Source organism: Bradyrhizobium sp. WSM1743 (assembly GCF_000473065.1).
Lineage (GTDB): Bacteria > Pseudomonadota > Alphaproteobacteria > Rhizobiales > Xanthobacteraceae > Bradyrhizobium.
The window spans coordinates 377898-404369 of sequence record NZ_AXAZ01000001.1; the positions used below are offsets into that span (position 1 = coordinate 377898).

Sequence of the window (26472 nt, forward strand, 5' to 3'; positions counted from 1 at the left end):
CAATCGATGGAATCCACCCAGTTCGTCATCCTCGCCGGACTCGTCATCGGCCTCGTCTACGGCGCTGTCGGCCTGCTCAGCGGTTTCTGCTTGATGAGCAGCATGCGCGGATGGCTGGCGGAGGGGGACGGGCGGTTGGTGCGGACCTATGCACTGGCGATCGCCGTTGCGATCGCCGCGAGCCAGTTCCTCGCCGTCAGCGACATGGTCGATCTCAGCAAGTCGATCTACCTGCAACAATCCTTCTCCGCACCGGTGCTGTTCCTCGGCGGCCTGCTGTTCGGCTACGGCATGGTGCTGTCGAATGGTTGCGGCTCGCGCGCGCTGGTGCTGCTCGGGCGCGGCAACCTCCGCTCCTTCGTCGTCGTGATCGTGCTGGCCATTGCTGCGCAGATGACGCTGAAGGGCCTGATCGCACCGGCGCGCATTGCGCTGGTCCAGGCTTCGCAAACCACGGTCAACGCGAATTCGCTACCGTCGCTGCTCGCGACGCTAGGCCTCACGGAAGCACCTGCGCGCGCACTGGCTACTGCGGCGATCGTCATCGTGCTGGTTCTGTTTGCCTTCGCGCATCCGGCGTTCCGTCGCTCGCCGGGCCAGATCGCGGCAGGTGCCGTCGTCGGTCTCCTTGTCGCAGGCGGCTGGTACGTCACCGGCTATCTCGGTGCCGACGACTTCAATCCCGTCCCGGTGACCTCGCTCACCTTCATCGCGCCGATCGCTGATAGCCTGCAATACGCCATGCTTTCGACCGGCCTGACGCTGAATTTCGGCGTCGCGACGGTTGCCGGCGTCTTCGCCGGCAGTCTGGTGACGGCACTCGCAACTCGCCGCTTCAAGCTTGAAGGCTATTCATCGCCACGCCACATGCTGCGCTCAGGCGCCGGTGCCGCGCTGATGGGGATCGGCGGCGTGATGGCGTTCGGCTGCTCGATCGGGCAGGGGCTCACGGGCGTGTCTACGCTCGCGCTCGGCTCGTTCGTCGCGGTTGCCGGCATCCTGCTCGGCACCGCGGCGGGCCTGCGCGGAAGCTTGCGCGTTCAGCCGCTCGCGGTGGCCTGACTGCGCAACAGCCGATCGCCTAGCGTTGCAAGACCGATGCCGGTGACGATCAGTCCGGCCGCGACGGCAAGGCTCGCGTCGATCGGCTCACTCAGCAGGATCGCGGCACTGGCGATGCCGACGAGCGGCGTCGCGGTGGTCCCGAGCGATGTCGTCAGTGCAGAGATGCTCTTGTTGACCATCGACATCGCCCAATAGGCCAGCGCCGTCCCGATCAGGCCCGAATACAGGAAGAGCGATACGAGCCTCCATGACCACGCGACTTGCGGCGGCCCCTCGACGATCATCGCCAGGGTCGTAAGCACGGCCGTGGCCACGAGCACCTGCCAGAGCAGGAGCTGGAGCGGGGACGCGATCCAGCGATGCGCGCGGATATAGATGATGTTCGCGGCCCAGGAGATCGCGGCCAGGATCACCATACCCGCTCCGAGCAGGACGTTGACGTTGGTCCAGTCGATCGAGGACGGATTCAGGATGGCGGCAAGCCCGATCAATCCAAGCAGGGCGCCGGCAAGCTTGGGCGCGGTCAGCGTATCCTTTCCCAGCAAGGGCGCGGCGATGGCGACCCAGAGCGGCGTAGTGTAGCCAAGCACGATGGCCTTGCTCGCCGGCAGGAACCGCACCCCGGATGCAACCAGAACCGAGAACAGCGTCATGTGCAGCAGTGCCACGCTCAGGACCACGGGAATGTCGCGGCGCTCCGGAATCACCAGATTGTTGCTGAGGCCAACGATCACGAACAATCCGACCAGCGCGATCCAGCTCCGGATCGCTGACGTCCACAGTGGCGGAAGGAACTGGACGAGCTGCTTCGTCACCGACCAGTTCACGCCCCAGGCCAGCACGACGATGAGGAACAGGCCGACGGCCGCGCGAGGGGACAGGGAGTTCATCTGGAGGTCCTTGAAGCGATGCGGCTGGCCGGATAGCATCCCCGCTGGCACCTGAAAAAGTGCCAGATTGGAGAAGAAATAGGTGCCAGTTTCGGAAGGTATGATCGGAGGCCTGATCGACCTGAAACGGACCGAGGGGGAGGGCTTGGCGACGCAGCTGACGGGTCAGCTCCGAAGCCTGATTGCGAGCGGTCGCCTCGGTAAGGGCCGTGCGCTGCCGTCGAGCCGTCGGCTCGCGAGCGACCTCGGCGTGTCCCGCAACACCGTCACCTACGCGTTCGAGCAGCTCGCCGCGGAGGGATATCTCAAGGCGTCGCATGGGCGTCGCCCGGTGGTGGCGATCGACGGCGGCGAACGCATCGAAGGGGCGCGCTCGGTCGCGTCGAGCCCACGTTCCGCCAGACCGCGGATATCGCCCTGGGCTTCAAAGCTCCAACAGACGGACTGGCCGATGTCCTATCAGGCGCCGCTAAAGCCCCTGCGTCCGGGGCATGGCGATGCCAGAGAGTTTCCGAGTGAAATCTGGGGGCGCTGCCTGCGCCGCAGCGCCGTACGCGCCGCCAAGCGCGAGCTCGGACCGGTCAACCGGCCGCGCCTGCGTGAGGCGCTGGCGCACTATCTCGCGACCAGCAGAGGCGTTCGCGCCGGCGCAGACCAGATCCTGATCCTGCCGAGCGCACAGGCCGCGCTGACCCTGATTGCAGCTGCCGTCATCACGCCCGGCGATGAGGTCTGGGTCGAGGATCCCGGCTATCCCGGCGCCGCAGCCGCCTTCCGTGCCTCCGGCGCGCACGTGACCGGCATCAGGCTGGACGAGCAGGGCATGCAGCGGACACCGGGTCTCGCTGCACCAACACTGATGTTCATGACTCCATCGCACCAGCATCCGACCGGACGACTGATGTCCCTGACCCGCCGCACCGAGTTTCTCGCCCTGACCAGGCCCGGCAAGACCTGGATCGTGGAGGACGACTACGACGGCGAATTCCACTACGACAGCCGGCCAGTGCCAGCGTTGCAGGGCCTCGATGCATATGGCCGCGTGTTCTATGTCGGCACGTTCTCGAAGGCGATGACCTCGGATATCCGGTTCGGCTATCTCGTCGTGCCGCCGGCACTCGTCAGCACGCTGGAGATCGCGCAGCGGCATATCGGACTGATCGCGTCAAGCCACATCCAGGAGGCGCTCGCCGAATTCATCGCCGACGGGCATTTCCTGGCGCATCTGCGCCGGGTTCGTCGGCTCTATCACGCGCGCCGCGATCATCTCGTCGCGGGGCTGGAGCGCCATCTCGGCGAGGTGCTCGCGGTCGAGGTGCCCTCGGGCGGCATCCAGCTCGTGGCGCGCCTCAAGCGCGGTCGCGCCGATCAGGCTGCGGTAACGCGGCTCGTTGAGGCGGGCGTTGTCACGCGAGCCATATCCAGCCTGGCGCTCGGCAAGCCGCGCGATCACGGCCTGCTGCTCGGCTTTGCGGCGTGGCGGGAGAACGAGATCAGCGCGGCGTTGCGGACGATGGCGTCGTGCTTCTAGCGCACCGCTTCACGCCACGGCCTTCGTCAAAATGCGGATCTCCGATGTCAGCGTGCGGTGCACCGGGCACTTGTCGGCGATCTCCATCAGCTTCTTGCGCTGCTCGGCATCGAGCGCGCCGTCGATCGTGATGTCGCGCTCGATCTGGTCGAGCATGCCCTCGCGTGTCTCGCACTCCGCACAATCCTTGGCGTAGATCTTGGAATGTTTCAGCGTAACCGTGACGCGGTCGAGCGGCAGCGATTTGCGGTCGGCATAAAGGCGCATGGTCATGGAGGTGCAGGCGCCGAGGCCGGCGAGCAGGAAATCATAGGGCCCGGGACCGGCATCCTCGCCGCCCGCCGCGACCGGCTCGTCCGCCACCAGATGATGCGGCCCGACGGTGATGATCTGGTTGAACTTGCTCTTGCGGGTCTCCTGCACCACGACCTGGCGCGGCGCCTCCGGGAGATCCATCACCTTCGCCGCCTTTGCCGTATCGATATAACGGCTCGCCCAGGCGGCGATCACGTCGGCCGCGTAGAGCGCGTCGGCAGGCTTCGTCAGAAGATGATCGGCATGGTCGAGCGAGACGAAACTCTTGGGATGTTTTGCCGTGACGAAGATCTTCGTCGCATTGTCTATACCGACTGTGTCGTCGACCGGTGAGTGCATCACCAGCAGCGCCTTGTGCAAACCGGTGACGTCCTTCACCAGCTCGTGCTCGGCGATGTCGTCGAGGAATTCGCGCCTGATCCGGAACGGGCGGCCGGCGAGCGAGACTTCGACCTCGCCCTGCGCGCGGATGTTGTCGAGATGCTCCCTGAACAGACCGGTGACATGGGCGGGATCGGACGGCGCTGCGATGGTCACGACCGCCCTGGCCTCGGGAATCTTGCCGGCAGCAGCAAGGATCGCGGCGCCGCCGAGACTATGGCCGATCAGGATCGAGGGCGCCTTGCGTGTCTCGCGCAGGTGATCGGCCGCGCGCACGAGATCGGCGACATTGGATGAGAACGTCGAATTGGCGAAATCGCCTTCGCTGGATCCGAGCCCGGTGAAGTCGAAGCGCAGCACCGCGATGCCCTTGGCCGCCAGCGCCACAGAAATCCGCTTGGCAGCCAACGTGTCCTTGCCGCAGGTGAAGCAGTGCGCGAACAGCGCGAAAGCCGCGGGCTCGCCGTCAGGCAGCTCCAGCGCGGCTGCGAGCTGATGGCCGCCTTCGCCAGTGAATTGAAAGCGTTCCGTGGGCATGGGCTTCCCCCCGTCGTTGCTTGAACCTAATCGCCCGAGTAACGCTGCTCGGCCCAGGGATCGCCGCGGTTATGATAGCCGCGGACTTCCCAGAAGCCCGGCGCGTCCTCGGTCAGGAACTCGATGGCCTGGAGCCATTTCGCGCTCTTCCAGAAATACAGATGCGGCACGACCAGCCGCACCGGCCCGCCATGCTCCGCCGTCAGCGGCTGGCCGGACCAGCTGTGGGCGAGCAGCGCGTCTTCGGCGGCAAAATCCTCCAGCGCGAGATTGGTTGTGTAACTGTCATAGGAATGCAGCACGACGAAGCGCGCATCCTCGCGGGGCTGGCAGGCTGCGAGCAGTTCGCGTGTGGCGAGTCCCTCCCATTCATTGTCGTAGCGCGACCAGGTCGTCACGCAATGGATGTCGGAGGTGAAGCGGGCCTGTTTCTGCGCGGTGAACTCTTCGAAGGTCCAGAACACGGGAGTTTCGATCGCGCCGTAGACGTCGAGCCGCCACCGCTCGCGCGACACCGGCGGCACGACCCCGAGATCGAGCACCGGCCAGTCCTTGGTCAGATGCTGGCCGGGCGGCAGGCGCTGATCTTCCGGACGCGTGACCTTGCCGGTGAGGAACCGGCCCTCGCGCGCCCACTTCTCCTTGGTGCGCGTCAGCTTGCTGTCGGATGGCGTCTCGTCGGTCATGGCCTACTCGTGGCGATGCATTGCGGAGGCGTGTTTCGTGTCGCGCATGGTGGAATAGATGATCAGCGACAGGCAGATGATGCCGGCAAGATAGAAATAGAACCAGTCCTCGTGCCCGATGCTCTTGAAGTAGAGCGCGATCGCTGGCGCAGTGCCGCCGAAGATCGAGACCGTGATGGCATAGGGCAGGCCGACGCCGAGCGCGCGGACATTGGTCGGGAACAGCTCGGCCTTCACCACGGCGTTGATCGAGGTGTAGCCGGCGACGAACAGCCAGGCGCAGCAGATCAGGATGAAGGCCATGAAGGGCGACTTCGTCTCCTTCAGGGTCATCAGCAGCGGAACAGTCGCGAGCGTGCCGGCGATACCGAAGAAGATCAGCAGCGGCTTGCGGCCGATCTTGTCAGAGATCGCACCGTAAATCGGCTGGAGGATGGTCGCGAAAATCAGCGTGCCGAAGATCACGAACGTGGTCTGGTCCTCGGTCAGCCCGACCGAAAGCTTGACGAAGGTCTGCATGTAGGTGGTGAAAGTGTAGAACGCCGCGGTGCCGCCGGCCGTGAGGCCGACGACCAGCAAGAGCTCGCGCGGATAGCGCAGCAAATTGGTGATCGAGCCGGTCGGCTTCACCACTTTCTTGGCCTCCTCGAACGCCTCGGTCTCGTGCAGGCCGCGCCGCATCACCGCAGCGAAGATCGCAAGCCCCGCGCCGATGGCGAACGGGATGCGCCAGCCCCAGGCCTTCAGCTCGTCCGGCGTCAGGAAGACCTTTTGCAAGAGCAGCAGCACGATGATCGCGGTGAGCTGGCCGCCGATCAGGGTGACGTACTGGAAGCTGGAATAGAAGCCGCGGCGCTTGGGATCGGCGACCTCACTCAAGTAAGTGGCGCTGGCGCCATATTCGCCGCCGAGGCTGAGGCCCTCGATGACGCGGGCGAGCGCCAGGATGACCGGCGCGGCGAAGCCGATCGTGGCATAGGTCGGCGTCAGCGCGATGATCAGCGAGCCGAAGCACATGAAGACGACGGACAGCGTCAGCGAGATGCGGCGGCCGAAATGGTCGGCGAGATAGCCGAAGAACCAACCGCCGAGGGGGCGCATCAGGAAGGTCGCCGCGAACACCACGGCGGCGTTCAATTGCTGCACGACGGGGTCGTTACCTGGGAAGAACGCGGGAGCGAAGTAGAGCGCAAACGCCGTATAGGCGTAGAAATCGTACCATTCGACGAGATTGCCGACGGAGCCGATGAAGATCGCCTTAATCCGCCGTTCGGCGTCGGCGACGTCAAAATGCTCAGAGGCCGGGTTGGTTGCTTGCACTGTCACGTCCGGCCTCTCTGTATCTCTGCTGGAGAGGCCTACATCGCCTTTCCGAGCAAAAATGGCAACTGGCGGGGGCCCCTCACGGTGCCCTGTGACCAAGTCACCGCGCCTGCCGGATCGAGCCGGAAGTCGGGAATCCGCTTCAGCCATTCCTCCAATGCAACCTGCATTTCCATGCGCGCAAGGTTGGAACCGATGCAGCGATGGATGCCGAGGCCGAAGGCCGCGTGGCGATTCTCGCGTCGGTCGATCACGACTTTGTCAGCGTCCGGAAACATCTTGGGATCGCGGTTGGCGACCGGGAAGGACAGCAGCACCATGTTGCCCGGCTTGACCGGGCAGCCCGAAATCGTCGTCTCCTTGACCACCTCGCGCGCCATCGTCACCGGCGAATAGACGCGCAACAGCTCCTCCACCGCGGTCGGGATCAGCCCGGGCTCGGCGATCAGCCGCTCGCGATCGGCCGACGTCTTCGCAAGATGCCAGAGCGAGGAGCCGATCGCGCTCCAGGTGGTGTCGATGCCGGCGATCAGCAGCAGGCGCAGCGAGCCCAGCACGTGGGTGTCCTCGAGCGGATTGCCGTCCTTGTCCCTGGCATTCATCAGGTAGGAGATCAGGTCGTCGGTGGGCTTGCTCTTGCGCGCTTCGATGTGGCCGCTGAAATAGGCGCTCATCTCCTGCACGGCCTGGAGCAGCTTGCTCTCGTCCTTGATGCCGAGCTCCAGGATCATATGGATCCAGTTGATGAAGAGCTCGCTGTCGCTCTCGGGAATGCCGAGCATATGCGCGATCGCGCGCACCGGAATGTGTTTCGTGTAGCGCGCCGCAGCGTCCACGCTCTTTGCGGCGATGAAGTCATCGATCAGCTCGTTGCAGATGGTGCGGACCCGCGGCTCGAGCTTCTTCATCGCATCCGGCGTGAACGGCGGCAGCAGCAATTGCTTGGCCGGTTTGTGCTGGGGCGGATCGGAGGTGATGGGCGGGGCGGCGTTCTTGCTGGTGATTTCCGGCCGCACGTCGCGGACGATGATCCGGCGTGAGGAGAAATGCTCGGTGTCGTTGGCGATCTCGCGCACGGCTTCATAGGTCGTCGGCAGGTAGCAGCCGAGGAAGCGTTCCGTGTGCACCACGGGACTTACGGCGCGCAGCTCGTCCCAGATCGGGAAAGGGTCGTCCGTCCATTGTGGATCGGTGTGGTCGAAATCGTGGACCCAGTCGGTCACGGGCGGATGAGCAGCGGGCTGGTTGACGTCGGACATGGCAGGGAATCCCTTGGCTCGTGTTCGCTGAAAAGCACGCGGGACGGCAGCGGCCGCGCTACTCCTCGATCACGTCGATTGCGATTTCAGGACAATTGGACTTGGCAAGCCAGGCCTTGTCTTCCAGCCCCGGCGGGACAGTGCCGTCGCCAGCTTCGTGCGCGTTGCCATATTCGTCGAGCTCGAAAAGTTCCGGCGCGAGTGCCTTGCAGCGGGCATGGCCCTGGCATTTGTCGGGATTGACGTGAACCTTCAATCGCTCTGCCATTGCGGCTTCCTTGGTCGTGTGCGCGCGAGGGCCCGAAGGCGGCGCGTTTCCTCATCTGAATTCTATTTAAGTTATATGCTATTACATTCGCGACAGGCTTCCCCTGTCAAGCGCAAACTTATAGGCTTCGCCTCGACATGCGTTCACAACTCGCCCGCAAACCCGAGAAGACCTACCACCATGGCGATCTTCGCGATGCGTTGATCAAGGCCGCGCTGCACGAGGCAGAGCAGGGCGGCGCCGAGGCGATCAGCATCAAGGCGCTTGCAAAGAAGCTCGGCGTCTCGCAGCCGGCGCCATACCGGCATTTTGCCGACCGCGAGGCGCTGCTGGCGGCAGTCACTGCGGAGGCATTCCGGCAGCTCTCGGCGCTTCTGCGCGAGGCGATGGCAAAGCCGTCGAAGCAGTCAAAACTCTCGCGATTAGCGCAGGCGACGCTCGATTTCGGTCTGCGCCGCAATGGCATCTACCGCTTGATGTTCGCTTCGCGCACGGTGTCCTGCGCGGCCAAGGGCAGCGAGCTGCACGAGGCGACGCGGGAGACCTTTGCGCTCGTGATCGAAGCTTTGGAAGCGCCCGCTGTCGGCTACTTGCGCGAACGCCAGGCGCTCAAGATCTGGGCGGCGCTGCACGGCGTTGTGATGCTGGCCGAACAGGGCCTGTTCACCGGCGAGGCGGCGCACGCCACGCGCGAGGAGCTGGTCGAGGATTTCGTCAACGAGACGAAGGCTGCGCTTGCGGTCGCGATCAAGGATGCGCGACGTCGGACAAAGGCCGGCGCTTAGGCCTTCCCCTTCAGCAGTCTCATCAGCTTGTCGACGGCGCTGTCCGGCGTCGTCACGACGGGACGGCCGGTGGCCTCCGCAACCAGCGGCGCAGTCGCCGCAATGCTGAATTGCGCGAGCGCGATGACGTCGCAATCGCGGAGGTCCTTTGACGCTTCGACGATCAGCCGGTCATGCGTGGCGCGGTCGCCGCGGTCGAGCGCGGCCAGCGCGCCTTCGGCAAGTTTCGGCACGATTTGGACCGAAGCGGGAAACTCGGGCGGCATCGACGCCAGCGTCGGCGGAAAGGTCGAGAGCAGGCTGATGCGCTGACCCATGGTCACCGCTCTCTCGATCATGGCCTCGTTCGGCTTCAGCACCGGCATCGGCGCATGCGCGCGCGCGACCGCCTCGATGCAGGGGCCGAAGGCGGAGCAAGTGAACAAGATTCCATCCGCTCCCGTCGCCGCCGCGTAATCGCCGAGCGCGAGGAAGCGCTCGGTCATGGTATCGGTGAGCGAACCGTCGCGCGCCAGATCCGCCGAAAGGCTGTCATCGAGCAGGTTCATCAGCCGCGCTTCTGGCCACGCCTTCGCAAACGCCGCTTCGATCGGCGCGATGGAGTGCTTGAGAGCGTGGATGAGGGCGATGCGAGGGGGCGTCGTCATTGAAGGTGTCTACTGGTCTCGTGCCCCGGACGCAGCGCAATGCGTAGTATTGCGCTGCAGAGCCCGGGCCCATCCTGGCCTCCGGGTCCCGGATCTGCGCAGCAGCGTTGCTCGCTGCAGCGCGTCCGGGACACAGGACGCCTTTACTTGAACGGAATGGCGTACATCAGGCCGCCCTTGCTCCAGAGACCGTTGAGGCCGCGATCGAGCTTGAGCGGGCTCGCTTTGCCGACATTGCGCTCGTAGATCTCACCGTAGTTGCCGCCGGCCTTGATCGCGGTGACCAACCATTTGTTGTCGAGCCCGAGCCGCGACCCGAGGTCGCCAGAGGCACCGAGCAGCCGCTGGATCGCGGGCATCTGCGACTTCGTCATCTCCTCGACATTAGCTTGCGTGACGCCGAGCTCCTCGGCCTCGATCAGGCCGTAATGCAGCCAGGTGATAATGTCGCTCCAGACTTCGTCGCCATTGCGGGTAAAGGGGCCGAGCGGCTCCTTGCTGATGGTCTGCGACAGCACGACGTAGTCGGCCGGGTTCGGCGCCGCGGTGGTCACCGCGCCGGCCAGCGCGGAAGCGTCCTGGGTCATGGCATCGCAGCGGCCGCCGAAGAAGGTTTGGTACATGGTGTCGACGCGATCGAACACCAGCGGCTTCCAGTCGATGCCGTTGGCGCGGCCGTAATCGCCGAGGGTGACTTCGTGCGTGGTTCCTTGCGCGACGCAGACGGTGGCGCCCTTGAGGTCTTTCAGCTCCTTCACGCCGAGGTCCTTCTTCACCACAAAACCCTGGCCGTCGTAGAAGTTGATCGGACCCTGGCGCAGCCCCAGCGTCACGCCGCGCAAATATGTCTGCGTCGAGTTGCGGTAGAGCACGTCGATCTCGCCCGATTGCAGGGCGGTGAAGCGGTTCTGCGCCGTCAGCGAGACGTAGCGCACCTTGGTGGGGTCGCCGAGCACCCCGGCCGCGAGCGCGCGGCAATAGTCGACGTCGAGGCCCTTGTAATTGCCCTGCGAGTCCGGAGCGGAGAAGCCGGCAAAGCCGGCGCTGACGCCGCATACCAGCGTGCCGCGGCTCTTCACCGTGTCGAGCGTCGCCGCCGATGCGACGACCGTCGATGCCGCGAGCACGCTCGCTGCGATAACCACTTTCCTCATCATGTGACTCTCCCCTCAGTGATTGACACTACGCAACACGTTGTCGACGGCCGTGCCGAGCTTGTCGACGATCAGGTCGATCTCGGCTGCGGAAGCGATATAGGGCGGCGCCAGCAGCACGTGGTCGCCGCGCACACCATCGACTGTGCCGCCACCGGGATAACATCCGAGCCCGTTCGCGAAGGCCTCGGCCTTGATCTTCTGGTGCAGCTTGAGCCCGGGATCGAACGAGGTGCGGCTGGCACGATCGGCCACGAGCTCGATCGCCCGGAACAGGCCACGGCCCCTGATATCGCCGACATGACGGTGATTGCCGAAACGCTCGGTCAGCCGCTGCTCGAGCTGCCGGCCGCGCTCCTTGACTTGTTCGAGCAGGCCGTCCTGCCGGATCACGTCCTGCACCGCGAGCGCGGCCGCGCAGGCGAGGGGGTGTGCAAGATAAGTGTGGCCGTGCTGGAATGCGCCCGAGCCCGAACGGATGGTGTCGACGATCTTGCCGCTTGCGAGCATCGCACCGATCGGCTGATAGCCGCCGCCGAGCCCCTTCGCGATCGCCTGGATATCAGGCGCCACGCCCTCCTGCTCCCAGGCATGCGTCGTGCCGGTGCGGCCCATGCCACACATGACCTCGTCGAGGATGAGCAGCGCGCCGTGCCGATCGCAGATCTCGCGCACCGCCTTGAAATAGCCGTCCGGTGCGGTCACTGCGCCGGCCGTGGCGCCGACAACGGGCTCGGCGAGGAACGCCGCCACGGTGTCGGGTCCGAGCCGCTGAAACTCGGCCTCGAGCTCGGCGGCGAGGCGCGCGACGAACTGTGCATCCGACTCGCCCTCGCGCTTTTCGTGATAGGCGAAGGCCGGCGTCACGTGGCTGAAAGCGGTCGAGAGCAGCGGCGCATAGGGCGCGCGGCGCCAGGCGTTACCTCCGGCAGCGAGCGCGCCGAGCGTGTTGCCGTGATAACTCTGCCGCCTAGCGATGAAGTGTTGCCGCTGCGGCTCGCCGCGCTCGATGAAATATTGCCGCGCCAGTTTGATGCTGGCCTCGATCGCCTCCGATCCACCGCTGACGAAATAGGTGTAGGCGAGACCGCCGGGCTCGTGTCCCACTAGCGCTTCGGCGAGTGCTTCCGCCGGCTCGGAGGAGAAGAAAGCAGTATGCGCATAGGCGAGAGTGGACGCCTGCTTTGCCATCGCCGCGATCACGCGCGGATGGTGGTGGCCGAGGCAGGAGACCGCCGCGCCGCCAGAGGCATCGATGATGCGCCGGCCGTCCTCGGCGAAGAGATAAACGCCTTCGCCACCGATTGCCTTGGGCGGCGTTTCGCGGAGCGAGCGATGCAGCACGCGGCTGGTGCGAGCGGCCATGGATCAACCTTTCTCCGAGACGTAAGTCGAGGCCGCAGTAAGCCGCGCTTCGGTATTCTCCAGACGTTTCTTGGCGGCCGTACCGCCGAGCGAGAACGTCACCGCAGCGAGCGACTGGGCGATTGCGATGGCGCCGGTGAGGCTCGGGAAGAAGCCGGGCGATGATGCCGCCTCGAACAGCAGCACGTGGTCGGCGCCCTCGGCCATCGGCGCCGAGATGCTGTCTGCGATTGCGATCAGCGTTGCGCCGCTGCGATGAGCGGCTTGCGCGACGCGGACGCTCGCATGTGTGTAAGGCAGGAAGCCGATGACGATGACGGCCTCGCCGGGCCGGAACGCACCGAGATCTAGGTCGTCGGGCCCGGACGCGCCGACGAGCTGCACCTGTTCGGGCCGGAACAAACGCAACTCGTAATTCAGCAACTCCGCAACGCTGCGGCAGCTTCGATAGCCTGCGATCCAGATTCGCTTTGCGTCGTGCAGCGCGCGCGCTGCTTCGGCGATCGGCTGTGCGGGGATGCGCGGAAGGCCGGCGGCCTCGGCCTCGAGCTTGTCGATGATAAGTGCGACATCGGCGTTCGGCCCATGGCGCCGGCCTTTTGTGCGGCCGGAGAAGGGTGCGGTCTGCGACGGCCGCCGTGCCTCGGTCAGCGCCGCGCGCAGCTCGTCCCAGCCAGAATAGCCGATCGCCTTGGCAAGCCGCGTGAACGCGGCTGGATCGGCGCCGGCTTCGGCCGCGAGATCGCGCATCGAGCGGGTGGTGGCGTCGTAATCATTGGCGGCGACGAAGCGTCCGACCTCCTGCAAACGCAGGGGGAGCGATGGCAATGCGATGCGCAGTTCGCTCAGGGGCGAGGATTTCGCGGGCTCAGCCATGAAACATTCGTTGCATGAATTTAAGTTTGGTGCAACACTTGACGTGCGCCGCCGGAAATCGCTGCATTTGAGAAGGATTTTTGTGCTGTGACCGCCGATCATCCCAGACTGCCGCCGCGCCGCCGCTTCTTTGCGCTCGGGCGCAACGAATTGCAGGGCTTGTTCTGGCAGGTGCTGGTGGTCGGGATCGCGGTCGCAGTGATCGCCTTTCTCTGGTCCAACACCGTCACCAACCTGTCAGCCCGCCGCATCACCACCGGCTTTGCCTTTCTCGGCCGAGAGGCGGGGATGCCGATTGCCGACAGCCTGCTCGCCTACAATCCCAGGGACACCTATTTCTGGGCGTTCGTCGTCGGCATCGCTAACACTTTGCGCGTCGCCGTGATCGGCATCGTGCTCGCGACGATCTTGGGCACCCTGATCGGGATCTCAAGGCTGTCGGCCAACTGGCTGCTGTCGCGGCTTGCCGCCGTCTATGTCGAAACGCTCCGCGACATCCCGCTGCTGCTCCAACTCCTGTTCTGGTACGTGTTGATGCAGGCTCTGCCGGCCGCACGCGCCGCGTGGCGGCCGATCGAGGGTGTATTCCTCTCCAATCGCGGCCTGATCCTGCCGGCGATCCCGTTCGGGCCGCCGCAGCTCGCGGTGCTCGGCACTGCGGTGCTGGGTTGCGCAGTGTTCTATGTCATCCGGCGATGGTTGGTCGCGCAGCAGATGCGCGACGGCAGGCCGCGGCCGGCCTGGTCGTTTGCGCTCGGCCTCATCGTCGTGATGCCGGTGGCGGTCTCGCTCGCGCTCGGCGTGTCCTGGTCGATCGAATGGCCGCAGCTGCGCGGCTTCAACTTCGTCGGCGGCCTGACGCTCGCGCCGGAATATTTCGCGTTGCTGATCGCGCTCGTCACCTACACCTCGGCCTTCATTGCCGAGATCGTCCGCAGCGGCATCCAGTCGGTGCCGCGCGGGCAATGGGATGCTGCCAACGCGCTCGGCCTGCGCCGCAGTTTCATGCTGCGGCAGATCATTCTGCCACAGGCGCTGCGCGTCATCGTGCCGCCGATGACGAGCCAGTATCTCAATCTGACCAAGAACTCCTCGCTCGCGGTCGCGATCGGCTATCAGGACGTGGTCTCGATTGCCAACACCACGCTGAACCAGACCGGGCAGGCGATCGAAGCCATCGCGCTGATCATGGCGGTGTTCCTGACCATCAGCCTTTCGATTAGCTTCTTCATGAACTGGTACAATGCGCGCATCGCGCTAGTGGAGCGCTGATCATGACCGCGATCACGGACATTCCGGAGGCTCCCCGTGCTGCCCGTCGTCCGCAGCTTGGCAATCCGGTGCTGCGTTGGCTGCGCACCAACCTGTTCTCGTCAATTCCCAACGGCATTCTCACGGTCGTGCTGCTGGCGCTGCTCGCCAAGGGCATCCTCAGCTTCGTGCAATGGGGCATGGCGAACGCGGTGTGGCTGACGCCGGCGCACGATTCCAGCGCCTGCCGCGCCGTGCGTGGCGTCGGCGCCTGCTGGGCGATCATCCCCGAGAAATATCGCTTCATCCTGTTCGGCACCTATCCGTTCAACGAGCAGTGGCGGCCCGCGCTGTCGGTCGTGCTGTTCATCGCGCTGTACTACCTCTCGACCCGCCGCGCGCTATGGCGGCGCGAGCTCGTTTTCCTCTGGATCGGTGCGCTGGCGCTGATCAGCGTTCTGATGTGGGGCGGCGTGTTCGGCCTGTCCTTCGTCTCGCAGGACCGCTGGGGCGGACTGCCGGTGACGCTGATCCTGGCGACGTTTGGTCTCGCCTTCGGCTTTCCGCTCGGCATCCTGGTCGCGCTCGGCCGGCGCTCGAAGCTGCCTGCGATCCGCTCGCTCAGCGTGCTCTATGTCGAGCTGATCCGCGGCGTGCCGCTGGTGAGCCTGTTGTTCATGGCAAGCGTGATGTTTCCGCTGTTCATGCCCGCCGGATTCAACATCGACAAGCTGCTGCGCGCGCAGATCGCGATCATCCTGTTCGCCGGCGCCTATCTCGCGGAAGTCATCCGCGGCGGGCTTCAGGCCGTGCCGCGCGGGCAGTATGAAGCCGCAGACGCGCTGGGCCTGTCCTACTGGCGCAAGCACCGGCTGATCGTCCTGCCGCAGGCGATCCGCCATGTCATCCCGCCGCTGGTCAACACCTTCATCGCCTTCTTCAAGGACACCAGTCTCGTGCTGATCATCGGCATCTTCGACCTGCTGACGACGGCAAAGACCGCGATCATCGATCCCGCCTGGCAGCAGTTTTCAGTCGAGGTCTACATCTTCGTCGCCGCGATCTATTTTGTCTTTTGCTTCGCGATGTCGCGCTACAGCCGGAGCCTCGAGGCGCCGACAACGCCGAAGTGACGATTCCCTCGTTTGGTGCCGCTTGTTTGCGCTTGCGCCGATTGCCGATCTTGGGCTGTAATACCAGAGGTTGCTCCTGCGGTCGATTTGGCGAGGCTGTCATGCGCGTGGCCGTTTTGCGGCAATTCACCGCCGCCCTGATCTGCGTCCTGATCATCACAACCACTCTCGGCGTGTCATCGTGTGCCGCCGAGGGGTTACGGCGCTATCGCGCGCCGATCGGTGAGAGTTCGATTTCGGGAATTTCGTCGGGCGCGTTCATGGCCGTTCAGTTCGGCACGGCGTGGTCGTCGGTGATCAAGGGCGTCGGCGTGGTCGCAGGCGGCCCTTACTGGTGCGCGAAGGCGGACGCGCTCGACGCCGCCACCTGGTACTGGGGGCCGATCTGGCGTGCCACGGGTGCATGCATGAAAGGGCCGGCGTCAGATCTGGATACGAAGGAGTTTACGGCAAAGGCCGACGCGAAGGCCGCAGCGGGCGAGATCGACCCCCTCAGCAATGTCGGCAGGCAGAAGATCTATCTCTTTCACGGCTACAATGACGCGATCGTCGACAAGGCCACGACCGATGCAGCCGCCGATTTCTATCGCCACTATCTGGGGGATGCCAATCGCGGCAACTTGTTCTATCAGGCCACGCTCGGCGCGGGCCACTCGTTCGTCGTGACGAAACAGGGCGTACCCGGGCTCAACGACTGCAAGGCCAACACGGAGCCCTATATCGACCAATGCGGCTATGACCAGGCCGGCGTCATCCTGCAGCATATTTACGGCCGCCTGAATCCGCCCAGTCCCGCGCAGCTTGCAGGCTCGGTGAAGAGCTTTGATCAATCGATCTATACCACGCCGCATCTGCCCGACGCGCTGAGCATGGGCGATACCGGCTATGTGTTCGTACCTCAGGATTGCGAGCAGGGCAGTCCGTGTCGCGTCCACGTCGCGCTCCACGGATGCAAGCAGGACGTCGCCGATATCGGACGCAGATTCGTGGATGAGGCAGGCTACAATGAGTGGGCGGACACGAACCACCTGATCATCCTCTATCCGCAGACGAAGACCAGCCCATACTGGCCAAGCAATCCGCAGGCCTGTTGGGATTGGTGGAGCTACGTCGACCATCAGGATAGCTACGTGACGAAGTCCGGATCGCAAATCAAGGCGATCAAGGCGATGCTGGATGCGCTCACGGCCGGGGCCGCGGCGCCCGCCGGGGCGACCGCGCCGTCGCTATCGGCACCGCAGTCGCTCACGGTGATCGATACGTCGGATAGCGGCGCTGACCTGGCCTGGTCTCCAGGGGACGACGTCACAACCTACCGGGTTTCACGTGCGGGGCCAGATGGCGCGTTCCAGGCGATTGGCGACGTGACAGGAGCGAGCTTTGGGGATTCCGGCCTGACGCCGCAAACAACATATCGATGGCGTGTCTCGGTCGTTCTGAACGGGGCGGCGGGCCCGAGCTCCGACGATGCGACCGGCACGACGCGATCGACACCTCCTCGCTGCGATGATCCCGGTTCCTGCCCGATCGCCAAATAGCGAACCGAGCAACCGTCCTGCGTGCCGCGCGATGACTGGCAGGGTGCGACGGGAGGTCGTGCCGCGCTCACCCGCGATTTATCAATACAGCTCATAACTCCATGCGAAATTGAGCCGGTTATCCGGCGGAACCGCGTTAAGGGTCGTCTCTTGTCAGACGGTGTGTCTGGCATTTCCAGCGCGACCGGGCGCGGTCACCGTGCACGACGTCTGGTGGCGATCGACCCGGGCCGCATCGTCAACCCCGGCATCATCGAGGCGCAGGTCAATTTGGCCATTGCGCTCGGCCTGTCCTCGGTGCTGCTGGAGAAAGTCGTCTATGCCAAGGGCGTGCCGCAGGCGCGCAACTTCGACGGCTACCCGATCCTGCCACCGGACCGCATGCCACGTGTCCACGTCCGCATCGTCGAAAGCGGTTCGCCGATGGGCGGCATCGGCGAGCCGGGGCTGCCCGGCGTGCCGCCGGCGGTGGCCAATGCGGTTGCCGCATTGACGGGCCAGCGCATCCGCAGCCTGCCGCTGTCGAAGATGAAGTTCGGGGCCAGCTGAGGCGCCGCGTCTGCCGCGCCGCTCCCCTTATACCTTCACCTTCGGATCGATCGGCGTCGTGCCGCGCAGGCCCAGAATATCCTCCAGCACCTTCGCCCCGGCGATCACCTGCGCATCGGCGCGCGGCGCGCCGACCACCTGCACGCCGACCGGCAGGCCCGATGCCGTGAAACCGCACGGCAGCGACAGCGAGGGGCAGCAGGCGAGCGTGATGGCGTAGACGATGCCGAGCCATTCGATGTAGTTCTCGAACCTTTTGCCGGCGCATTCGGCAACGTAGCGGTATTCGATCGGGAAGGGCGGCACGATCGTGGTCGGCACCAGCAGCAGATCGTAGCTCTTGAAGAATTCGACCGCCCGCGCGGTCATGCCGACGCGTTGCGCCTCGGCGCGCGCGAGCTGCTCGACCGTGAGCTTGAGGCCTTCCTCGATGTTCCAGATCACCTCGGGCTTGAGCAGGTCGCGCTTGGTGCGCAGCAGATTGGCCTTGGTGATCGCGAAATCGAAGGCGCGCAGCACATGAAAGCACTGATGCGCCTCGCGCCAGTCCGGATGCGCCTCCTCCACGATGGCTCCGGCCTCCGCGAAACGTTCGGCGGCCTTGCGCGTGATCGCCTTCACTTCGGGATCGACCGGCGTGATGCCGAGATCGGGCGAGTAGGCGATGCGCTTCGGTTTCTTGCCCGCCTGTGCCGCCGACAGGAACGAGGTTGCGGGGGCCGGCAGCGACAGCGGATCGTCCGCGTAGTCGCCGCTCATGGCATCCAGCAGCAGCGCGAGATCCTCGACGTTGCGCGCCATCGGGCCGACCACGCCGAGATTGCGATCGATACCTGACTTGGGCGTATGCGCGACTCGGCCGATGCTCGGCCGCATGCCGACGACGCCGCAGAACGCCGCCGGGCTGCGCAAGGACCCGCCCATGTCGGAGCCCTGGGCGAGCCAGGCCATGCCGGTCGCGAGTGCCACCGCGGCGCCGCCGGAGGAGCCCGCTGCCGATTTCGTCGTATCCCAGGGATTGAGCGTCGCGCCGAACACCTCGTTGAACGTGTTGGCGCCGGCGCCGAACTCGGGCGTGTTGGATTTTGCGTAGACCACCGCGCCGTTGGCTTCGAGGTTCTCGACCATGAGGTCGGATTTCGCGGGGATGTTGTCCTTGAAGATTGGCGAGCCCTGCGTGTTCAAGACGCCTGCAACGTCGGTCAGATCCTTGATCGGGACCGGCAGCCCTGCGAGCAGCCCGCGCGCCCCGGCCGGCTTCCGCATCAGCGCCTTGGCGCTATCCCGCGCGCGATCGAAGCACAGGATCGGCAGCGCGTTCACGTTGCCATCGACCTCACCGACGCGCTTCTCCAGCACGTCCAGGAGCTCGAGCGGCGAGACGTCGCCGGAGCGCAGCTTGTCGACGACGGCGCATGCTGTTTCGCGGATCAGGTCTTGAGACAAGTATCTTACTCCTATGCGTATTCTAAGCTCGTCATTGCGAGGAGCGAAGCGACGAAGCAATCCTGGCCGTTGCCGCAGAGCCAGTTCTGGATTGCTTCGCTTCGCTCGCAATGACGGAGAAATTCTAACCCCATCCCGCGCTGATGCCGCCGTCGACCGTGTAGATCACGCCCGAGGTATAGCCGGCGCGATCTGACGCCAGGAACGCCATGAGGTCGCCGATCTCGCGCGCATGCGCAGGCCGGCCGAGCGGCAGGCTCTTCTGGAATTCCTTGTAGCGGCTCTCGTCGCCGAACTCGTGCATCGCCCGCGTCTTGAGCAGGGTGACATGGCGGTCGGTGCCGACGGGGCCGGGATTGATGCCGACGACGCGGATGTTGTGGGCGAGGCTCTTGCCGCCGAGCGCACGCGTGAACGCCATCAGCGCCGCATTGCCGGCGCTGCCGCAGATGTAGTTGGCGTCGAACTTTTCGCCGGCGGCGCCGATGTCGTTGACGATGACGCCGCCGCCCTTCGCTTTCATCTGGGCATAGATGTACCGCGTCAGGTTGATATAGCCGAACACCTTCAATTCCCAGGCGTGCCGCCAGATCGCTTCGTCGATCTTGTCGATCGAGCCGCCGGGGATGTCGCCGGCGTTGTTGACCAGCACGTCAATGTCGACAGCTTCCTTGGCGAGCCGCGCCACGTCCTCAGGCTTGCGCAGGTCGACGATGCTGGTCGTAGCGTCGATCTGGTGCGCTGCGCGCAAGCGGTCAGCCAGCGGCTTCAGCGCTTCGCCGCTGCGGGCCGCCAGCAGGAGATGCGCGCCTTCCTCGGCAAACGCCTCGGCGGCGGCTGCGCCAATGCCCTTGGACGCGCCGGTGATCAGGACGCGCTTGCCACGCAGATGCAGATCCATGAGGGGTACTCGTTCGTGGGAACAGGATCAAATCAGTAGGCGCTCGGCCGCGCCATGGTCAACATTGCAGTGCAGCGTTGCACTGCCGCCGCGTTTGGTCCATTGCAGTGCGGTCAAAACGCGGCGGCTGCCGGACCAATTAAGGACGTTCTCGATGAGCAAGAAACAATACCGGATCGCGGTCATTCCCGGCGACGGCATCGGCAAGGAAGTCATGCCGGAAGGCCTGCGCGTTCTGGAGGCGGCGGCGAAGAAGCACGGCGTCTCCGTGCATTTTGACCATTTCGACTTCTCGTCTTACGACTATTACGAGAAGCACGGCCAGATGATGCCTGATGACTGGAAGGAGAAGATCGGCAAGCACGATGCGATCTATTTCGGCGCGGTCGGCTGGCCGGCCAAGATTCCGGACCACGTCTCGCTGTGGGGCTCGCTGATCAAGTTCCGCCGCGAGTTCGACCAGTATGTGAATCTTCGCCCGGTGCGGCTGATGCCCGGCGTGCCGTCGCCGCTGGCGGGCCGCAAGCCCGGCGACATCGATTTCTGGGTGGTGCGCGAGAACACGGAAGGCGAATATTCCTCGGTCGGCGGCCGCATGTTCCCCGACACCGACCGCGAGTTCGTGACGCAGCAGACAGTGATGACCCGCACCGGCGTCGATCGCATCCTGAAATTCGCCTTCGAGCTCGCGCAGTCGCGGCCGAAGAAGCACCTGACCTCGGCGACCAAGTCCAACGGCATCTCGATCACCATGCCCTATTGGGACGAGCGCGTGGAAGCGATGGCCAAGAAGTTTCCGGGCGTGAAGTGGGACAAGTACCACATCGACATCCTCACGGCGAATTTCGTGCTGCATCCGGATTGGTTCGACGTCGTGGTCGGCTCGAACCTGTTCGGCGACATCCTCTCCGACCTCGGCCCGGCCTGCACCGGTACGATCGGCATCGCGCCGTCCGGCAACATCAACCCCGAGGGTGATTTCCCCTCGGTGTTCGAGCCGGTTCACGGCTCGGCGCCTGACATCGCGGGGCAGGGCATCGCCAACCCGATCGGCATGATCTGGTCGGGCGCGATGATGTTCGAGCATCTCGGCGAGAAGGAAGCGGGAAAATCGATCGTCGAGGCAATCGAGCGCACGCTGGCCGAGCGCACGCTGCGCACGAAGGATCTCGGCGGCAATGCCGACACGACCGCCTGCGGCAAGGCGGTTGCGGATATGGTGGACTAGTTCGCCGCTTCACCCTCTCCCCTTGCGGGAGAGGGTGGCTTCGATGCGAAGCATCGAAGACGGGTGAGGGGTCTGTTTCCGCAGATGCAGACCTATCACTCGTAAAATTGCTCGCGGAGAGAACCCCTCATCCGGCGCTTCGCGCCACCTCCCACAAGGGGAGAAGGGAAGGGCAGCAGTGCTTTTGGCCTACGCCTCAAACATACGACTTCCGCGCCGGATCGAAGATCGGCGGATAGTCGTTGTCATCGAGTAGATCGAGGAAGGGATCCAGCCCTTCGGACTTAATCAGCGCAAGCTCCTGATGCGAGATCAGGTTCACGGTCAAAATCTCCACGGGATCGCCCGCGATCTTCAGCGCCTCGGCGATCTCCTTGTCGGGGCCGATGATCGGTGTGAGAAACAGGAACGTCTGGAAGTCCGTTCCTGCAACCGGCGGCCACGGAAGCGCGACGCGATGTCCGAAGCCGAACCAGGTCGTGTCGACGAACGGAAGATTGGCCAGCCAGCGCAGATTGGCGCAAACCTCTTCCGTCGGCTCGCGGACATACCACATCAGCTCGGCGCGAGGCTTTGCGTCCCCGGGGACGCCGTGCATCCGTTGCTCGCTCATGCCGTTGGTCAGAAGGACATAACCTTCGTCGGAGCCCTCCTGACAGACCGGGACGAAATCGCGGCCGAAGGCGTGGATGTCGATGCGGCGCTCTGCGTAGTCCGTGAATGTGCGCTCAGGCTCGCCGAGCTCGCTCTCATAGACGGCGAGCCGTTGCTGGTAGAGATCGGATCCGGGCGACGGCCGGTTTGAGCCGGACACGAACTTTGCGAGACGGGAGAGCATGTGAACCTCGGGGGCGGATGTGGTCGGGATATCCGCGTTGTCGCAAGGTCATGCGGGGCGGTTCAAACCCCTCCCGCGAGCACGTCGACATTTCGCCGCCGTCCAGCTTCTCTTGCGCGATTGGTCATGAGGAGCGAGGCGACGCCGAGGAACGCGCCTCGTTCCGATCAACCCGCGATCTTCTCGATCGCCGCCTGATCCAACCCGAACTTCTTCCCGGCCTCCAGAATCTCCTGCCAGGTGTTCGGATCGACCGGAATGCCTTCGGCCAGGCGCTTCTTCTTGGTCTCGCGCTCGGGCTCGCCGGCGATTCTGACCTTGTCGACGCCGGGGGCAGGCGGCGAGCCGGTGTGCCAGGCGACGAAGCTCTCGACTTCGCGTGCGAGGTTTTCACCGGTGCCGAGCTTGGTCGGGTCGATGATGATCGACAGCATGCCGTTGAGGACATTGTACTTGCCGTCGGACGGGCCCTTGACCACCTGACCGCCGGAGAGTGCGCCGCCGAGGATTTCGCAGACCAACGCGAGGCCCGACCCCTTATGCTCGCCGAACGGCAGGATGGCGCCGTACGGCGGGATCACGGTGTAGCGCGGATTGACCGTTGGGTTGCCTTCATTGTCGATGATGGTGCCGGGCTCCAGCTCGACGCCCTTGTTGTGGGCGACGCGGGTCTTGCCCTGCGCGATCCTGCTGGTGGCGAAGTCGAGCACGATCGGGTCCTTGCCCGTGCGCGGGATGGCGACGCAGAACGGGTTGGTGCCGTGGCGCGCATCGCTGCCGCCCCAGGGCGCCACGATCGGACGCGAGATCACGTTGACGAAGTGGATCGAGACCAGCCCGTGGTCGATGCACTGTTCGGCCCAGTGGCCGATGCGGCCGATGTGGTGCGAGTTGGAGAGGCCGACGAGACACACGCCGTTGCGCTTGGCGCGCTCGGCCGCCAGCTCCATCGCTTCATGGCCGATCACCTGGCCATAGCCGGTGAGGCCGTCGAGGGTGAGGAGCGGACCCGTGTCGAGCACGATCTTGACGTGCTGGTTCACGGCGAGGCCGCCATTGGTGACGCTCTGGACATAGCGCGGGATCATGCCGACGCCATGGGAGTCGTGTCCCTTCAGATTGGCCTCGACGAGATTGGTGGACACGAGCTCGGCTTCGCGGTCCGAGGAGCCGCCGGCCTTGACGATGGCGCGGATGGCGTTGGTGAGCGGCTCTGCCTTGATGGTGCGATAGTCGGCCATTGTTGTTGCTCTTATCCTTTCACGATCCGGCGGCAGTGGACCAACGCCGCTTCAATCAGGTTTTCGCTCGCCTCCGGCGTGCGGAACGCCGAATGCGCCGACAGCGTCACGTTCGGCAGCTTCGTCAGCGGATGGTCGCCGGGCAACGGCTCGATGTTGAAGACATCGAGGCCGGCATGGCGAATGTGGCCGGATTTCAGTGCGTCGATCATGGCGGCCTCGTCGACAACAGCGGCACGGGCGGTGTTGACGAGGATGACACCATGCTTCATCGCAAAGATCTTCTCGCGCGTGATCATGCCGCGCGTCTCGTCATTGAGCAGCAGGTGCAGCGAGACGACGTCGCTTTTGGCCAGCACCGTGTCGAGGTCGGTGAATTCGACGCCCGGATAGCTCTTGGTCGAGCGGTTCCAGGCGATCACCTTCATGCCGCTGCCGCTGGCAATGCGCGCAACTTCGGCGGCGATGCCGCCGAAGCCGATCAGGCCGAGGGTCTTGCCGGTGAGCTGCATGCCGTCTTCGCGCAGCCAGTTCCCGGCCCGCATCTCGCGGTCCATCATCGCGATGACGCGGGCCGAGGCCCACATCAGCGCGATCGCGGATTCGGCAACCGCCGTGTCGCCATAGCCCTTGATCAGATGGACGGAGATGCCGAGCTGACTAAGCTCCTCCGGGTTCATGTAGCTGCGCGCGCCGGTGCCGAGGAACACGACGTGCTTCAAGCCGGCGCACTTCTTTGCGACATCGGTCGGCAGCGCGGTGTGGTCGACGATGGCGATCTCGGCGCCGTCGAGGATCTCAGGGTATTGCTCGGGCTTGATATCAGGGTCCCTGTGGATCCGGACCTTGGGGTCGCCGGGCCTCGTTAGCCGCTCCATGATCGCCGCGAGGGCTTCATTGGCGTCGACGAAAACTCCGCGCATGGCTCTCTCCGGTCAGGACGCGACGCCGGCGATCGCCAGCACGGTATGCATGAGGACATTGGTGCCCGCGGCGCAGTCGCCTTGCGTCGCATCCTCCAGCTCGTTATGGCTGATGCCGTCCTTGCAGGGCACGAACACCATCGCGGCCGGCATGATTGTGTTGAGGTTGCAGGCGTCGTGGCCGGCGCCGGAGGTGATGCGGCGAGAGGAATAGCCGAGCGTCTTCGCGGCGTTCTCGACTGCCGCAATCAGCTTCGGATCGAAATGCGTCGGTGGCTTGCGCCAGACCAGATCGATCTTGACCTCGACCTTGCGGCGCGCGGCGATCTCGGTGATCGCCGCCCGAAGATCGCGATCGAGCGCGTCCATGATCCCGCCATCGGCACTGCGGCAGTCCATGGTGAAGGCGATCTCGCCGGGAATGACGTTGCGCGAGGGATTTGCGATCACGGCCTCGCCGATGGTGCCGACCGCGTTGGGCCCATGCTTCTTGGCAATCGCTTCCATCGCCAGCACGATCTCCGACAGTGTCGCCAGCGCATCGCGCCGCAGCGGCATCGGGGTCGAACCCGCATGACTCTCGAAGCCGGAAATCTTGCCGTCGTACCACAATACGCCCTGGCCGGAATCGACAACGCCGATGGTCTTGCCTTCCGCTTCCAGAATTGGCCCCTGCTCGATGTGCAGCTCGACGAAGCAGCCGAGCTTCTGGAAGCCGACCGGCTTGTCGCCGCGATACCCGATGCTGTCGAGCGCTTGGCCGACGGTCATGCCTTCGGCGTCCTTGCGCGACAAAATGTCGTCGGTGGTGAAGTCGCCGACATAGGCGGCGGAGGCCATCATCGCAGGTGCGAAACGCGAGCCTTCCTCGTTGGTCCAGTTGACGACGCAGATCGGCGCCTCGGTCTCGATGCCGGCATCATTCAGCGTGCGGATCACTTCCAGCGCGCCGAGCGTTCCCAGGATCCCGTCATATTTGCCACCGGTCGGCTGGGTGTCGAGATGCGAGCCGATGCCGACAGGCGGCTTCGACATGTCGCGGCCCTTGCGAAGGCCGAACATGGAGCCGAGCGCGTCGACGTGGACTTCCAGTCCGGCATCCTCGCAGGCCTTGCGGAACCAGTCGCGCACCTGCTTGTCTTCGCTGCTGAGCGTCAGCCGCCGCACGCCGCCCTTGGCGGTCGCGCCGAACTGCGCGGTCTCGTGGATGGAGCCCCACAGGCGGGCGGAATCGATTTGTAGATTGGTGGCGGCTCGGCTCATGCGTCAGTCCATTTTAATCTGTCATTCCGGGGCGATGCGACAGGACCGCAAAGCGCGGCCTGGAGCATCGAACCCGGAATCTCGAGATTCCGGGTCTGGTGCTTACGCACCATCCCGGAATGACGGGAAAAGGAAAAGGTTGTCCGGCGCCTTTTTCAATGACGCGCCTGCGCGGGCGCGTCAACCGCGAGGCTGCTCTGCGCAATCTGCCGTGCAAGCTCGGCGACGCGCTCCACGGCGACGACGTCGGGCGAGGCGAGCCAGCTCGCGGTGAAGGTCAGCGGCGCGATCGCGAGATCGGTGTCGAGCAGTTGCAGCCGGCCGTCGGCAAGCTCGTTCTCGACGATGGCGTCGGGGATCACGGCGATGCCGAGTCCCTCGACCGCCATATGGATGACGGTCGCCAGCGAGGCGGAGGCATGCAGGCGGATCGGCGGCAGCTCCGGCCGGTCGAACACCTCGCGCACGACCTCGTAAGGCTTGGTCTTGCGCGGGAAGGTGATGATCGGAAACCGCGCGAGCTCCGCCGACGTCAGCGGGCCCTTGCCGAGCCCCAGCGCGGGGCTCGCGAGGAAGCCGATCGGGTAGTCGGCGAGCACGCGGTTGTGCACGCCGGAAGCGGACAGCGGCCCGACGACGAAGGCGAGCTCGATCTCCTGCGCGAGCAGGCGCGCGGTGAGGTTCGGCGTGATGTCGACCTCGATCTCCAGCGACAGGTTCGGATAGACCTCGTTCACGCTCTTGACGAGCCGCGGCAGCCAGGTGTGCACGATGGTCTCCGCGACGCCGAGCCGCATCACGCCGCGCATCGCCGAGCGGTCGCCGATCTCCGCCATCATCGCGGCGCGCAGGCCGATCAGCTTCTCCGCATAGACCATCATCTGCCGGCCGCTCGGCGTCGGCGAAGCGATGCGATGATCGCGGTTCAGGAGCTTCACGCCCATCTCGCGCTCGAGCTGGGCGATGCGCTGGGAGATCGCCGGCTGGGTGGTGTTGAGCCTTTGCGCGGCGCCGCGGAAGCTTCCGAGCTTCACAACCCACAGGAACGTCTCGATCGACCTGAAGTCCAGCATTGGAAC

The 26472-nt window shown here is 64.9% G+C and carries 24 protein-coding genes and 1 pseudogene; 8 read left to right on the top strand and 17 right to left on the bottom strand.

Going from position 1 to position 26472, the window contains the following annotated elements; translation table 11 throughout:
* Positions 1–6: 6 nt before the first annotated feature.
* Positions 7–1062 carry a YeeE/YedE family protein gene (locus tag YU9_RS0101815; protein ID WP_027571235.1) on the top strand — a complete coding sequence of 352 codons (1056 nt, stop codon included), beginning with the start codon at positions 7–9 and terminating at the stop codon, positions 1060–1062.
* Here the strand turns inward: YU9_RS0101815 and YU9_RS0101820 are convergent.
* Positions 1041–1955, bottom strand: a complete 915-nt coding sequence (locus YU9_RS0101820) for a DMT family transporter (RefSeq protein ID WP_027571236.1) — start codon at positions 1953–1955, stop codon at positions 1041–1043. The genes YU9_RS0101815 and YU9_RS0101820 overlap by 22 nt on opposite strands.
* A 100-nt stretch (positions 1956–2055) precedes the next feature.
* Here YU9_RS0101820 and YU9_RS0101825 point away from each other — a divergent pair, with 100 nt between their 5' ends.
* Positions 2056–3486, top strand: a complete 1431-nt coding sequence (locus YU9_RS0101825) for a PLP-dependent aminotransferase family protein (protein WP_198028195.1) — start codon at positions 2056–2058, stop codon at positions 3484–3486.
* Positions 3487–3495: 9 nt separating this feature from the next.
* On the opposite strand, the gene YU9_RS0101830 is transcribed toward YU9_RS0101825, so the two are convergent.
* The 5 genes from YU9_RS0101830 to YU9_RS0101850 are packed head-to-tail and all read right to left on the bottom strand — an operon-like array spanning position 3496 to position 8255.
* On the bottom strand, positions 3496–4719 hold the full coding sequence (locus tag YU9_RS0101830) for a bifunctional alpha/beta hydrolase/OsmC family protein (RefSeq protein WP_027571238.1): 1224 nt from the start codon (positions 4717–4719) through the stop codon (positions 3496–3498).
* A 26-nt stretch (positions 4720–4745) separates the two neighbouring features.
* Positions 4746–5405, bottom strand: coding sequence for a sulfite oxidase-like oxidoreductase (locus YU9_RS0101835; protein WP_027571239.1), 660 nt, complete (start codon positions 5403–5405; stop codon positions 4746–4748).
* Positions 5406–5408: 3 nt separating this feature from the next.
* Positions 5409–6731, bottom strand: coding sequence for an MFS transporter (locus YU9_RS0101840; RefSeq protein WP_027571240.1), 1323 nt, complete (start codon positions 6729–6731; stop codon positions 5409–5411).
* 32 nt (positions 6732–6763) lie between these two features.
* Positions 6764–7987, bottom strand: coding sequence for a cytochrome P450 (locus YU9_RS0101845; RefSeq protein WP_027571241.1), 1224 nt, complete (start codon positions 7985–7987; stop codon positions 6764–6766).
* A 58-nt stretch (positions 7988–8045) separates the two neighbouring features.
* A complete protein-coding gene (locus YU9_RS0101850) occupies positions 8046–8255 on the bottom strand; it encodes a ferredoxin (protein ID WP_027571242.1) in 210 nt (69 codons plus the stop codon).
* A gap of 137 nt (positions 8256–8392) precedes the next feature.
* Here YU9_RS0101850 and YU9_RS0101855 point away from each other — a divergent pair, with 137 nt between their 5' ends.
* Positions 8393–9040 carry a TetR/AcrR family transcriptional regulator gene (locus tag YU9_RS0101855; protein ID WP_027571243.1) on the top strand — a complete coding sequence of 216 codons (648 nt, stop codon included), beginning with the start codon at positions 8393–8395 and terminating at the stop codon, positions 9038–9040.
* Here the strand turns inward: YU9_RS0101855 and YU9_RS0101860 are convergent.
* The 4 genes from YU9_RS0101860 to YU9_RS0101875 form a co-directional block, all read right to left on the bottom strand.
* Positions 9037–9687 (bottom strand): aspartate/glutamate racemase family protein, encoded by a 651-nt coding sequence (locus YU9_RS0101860; protein WP_027571244.1) that lies wholly within the window; start codon positions 9685–9687, stop codon positions 9037–9039. The two genes, YU9_RS0101855 and YU9_RS0101860, sit on opposite strands and share 4 nt — an antisense overlap.
* 143 nt (positions 9688–9830) lie before the next feature.
* On the bottom strand, positions 9831–10844 hold the full coding sequence (locus YU9_RS0101865; protein WP_027571245.1) for an amino acid ABC transporter substrate-binding protein: 1014 nt from the start codon (positions 10842–10844) through the stop codon (positions 9831–9833).
* A gap of 12 nt (positions 10845–10856) precedes the next feature.
* Positions 10857–12206: an aspartate aminotransferase family protein gene (locus YU9_RS0101870; protein WP_027571246.1), complete on the bottom strand. Its 1350-nt coding sequence runs from the start codon at positions 12204–12206 to the stop codon at positions 10857–10859.
* A gap of 3 nt (positions 12207–12209) precedes the next feature.
* Positions 12210–13082, bottom strand: coding sequence for a MurR/RpiR family transcriptional regulator (locus tag YU9_RS0101875; RefSeq protein WP_027571247.1), 873 nt, complete (start codon positions 13080–13082; stop codon positions 12210–12212).
* A gap of 87 nt (positions 13083–13169) precedes the next feature.
* Between YU9_RS0101875 and YU9_RS0101880 the strand changes: the two genes are divergently transcribed.
* From YU9_RS0101880 to YU9_RS0101895, 4 genes and pseudogenes are all read left to right on the top strand, one after another.
* Positions 13170–14354 (top strand): amino acid ABC transporter permease, encoded by a 1185-nt coding sequence (locus tag YU9_RS0101880; RefSeq protein ID WP_027571248.1) that lies wholly within the window; start codon positions 13170–13172, stop codon positions 14352–14354.
* A 2-nt stretch (positions 14355–14356) separates the two neighbouring features.
* A complete protein-coding gene (locus YU9_RS0101885) occupies positions 14357–15466 on the top strand; it encodes an amino acid ABC transporter permease (protein WP_027571249.1) in 1110 nt (369 codons plus the stop codon).
* A gap of 101 nt (positions 15467–15567) precedes the next feature.
* Positions 15568–17004 (top strand): fibronectin type III domain-containing protein, encoded by a 1437-nt coding sequence (locus YU9_RS40600; RefSeq protein ID WP_051380302.1) that lies wholly within the window; start codon positions 15568–15570, stop codon positions 17002–17004.
* Positions 17005–17185: 181 nt separating this feature from the next.
* Positions 17186–17553, top strand: a pseudogene (locus tag YU9_RS0101895) (molybdopterin cofactor-binding domain-containing protein); the annotation flags it as partial.
* Positions 17554–17580: 27 nt separating this feature from the next.
* On the opposite strand, the gene YU9_RS0101900 reads toward YU9_RS0101895, so the two are convergent.
* Together YU9_RS0101900 and YU9_RS0101905 are read right to left on the bottom strand one after the other, a co-directional pair.
* A complete protein-coding gene (locus YU9_RS0101900) occupies positions 17581–18999 on the bottom strand; it encodes an amidase (RefSeq protein ID WP_027571251.1) in 1419 nt (472 codons plus the stop codon).
* A 124-nt stretch (positions 19000–19123) separates the two neighbouring features.
* Positions 19124–19900: an SDR family oxidoreductase gene (locus YU9_RS0101905; RefSeq protein WP_027571252.1), complete on the bottom strand. Its 777-nt coding sequence runs from the start codon at positions 19898–19900 to the stop codon at positions 19124–19126.
* A 154-nt stretch (positions 19901–20054) separates the two neighbouring features.
* On the opposite strand from YU9_RS0101905, the gene YU9_RS0101910 reads away from it, so the two are divergent.
* Positions 20055–21128, top strand: coding sequence for a tartrate dehydrogenase (locus YU9_RS0101910; RefSeq protein ID WP_027571253.1), 1074 nt, complete (start codon positions 20055–20057; stop codon positions 21126–21128).
* 196 nt (positions 21129–21324) lie between these two features.
* On the opposite strand, the gene YU9_RS0101915 is transcribed toward YU9_RS0101910, so the two are convergent.
* The 5 genes from YU9_RS0101915 to YU9_RS0101935 form a co-directional block, all read right to left on the bottom strand.
* Positions 21325–21966, bottom strand: a complete 642-nt coding sequence (locus tag YU9_RS0101915) for a suppressor of fused domain protein (protein WP_027571254.1) — start codon at positions 21964–21966, stop codon at positions 21325–21327.
* A gap of 167 nt (positions 21967–22133) precedes the next feature.
* A complete protein-coding gene (locus YU9_RS0101920) occupies positions 22134–23207 on the bottom strand; it encodes a malate/lactate/ureidoglycolate dehydrogenase (RefSeq protein ID WP_027571255.1) in 1074 nt (357 codons plus the stop codon).
* 11 nt (positions 23208–23218) lie between these two features.
* Positions 23219–24130, bottom strand: a complete 912-nt coding sequence (locus YU9_RS0101925; RefSeq protein ID WP_027571256.1) for an NAD(P)-dependent oxidoreductase — start codon at positions 24128–24130, stop codon at positions 23219–23221.
* A 12-nt stretch (positions 24131–24142) separates the two neighbouring features.
* On the bottom strand, positions 24143–25393 hold the full coding sequence (locus YU9_RS0101930) for a Zn-dependent hydrolase (protein ID WP_027571257.1): 1251 nt from the start codon (positions 25391–25393) through the stop codon (positions 24143–24145).
* 155 nt (positions 25394–25548) lie between these two features.
* Positions 25549–26466 (bottom strand): LysR family transcriptional regulator, encoded by a 918-nt coding sequence (locus YU9_RS0101935; RefSeq protein WP_027571258.1) that lies wholly within the window; start codon positions 26464–26466, stop codon positions 25549–25551.
* Positions 26467–26472 lie beyond the last annotated feature (6 nt).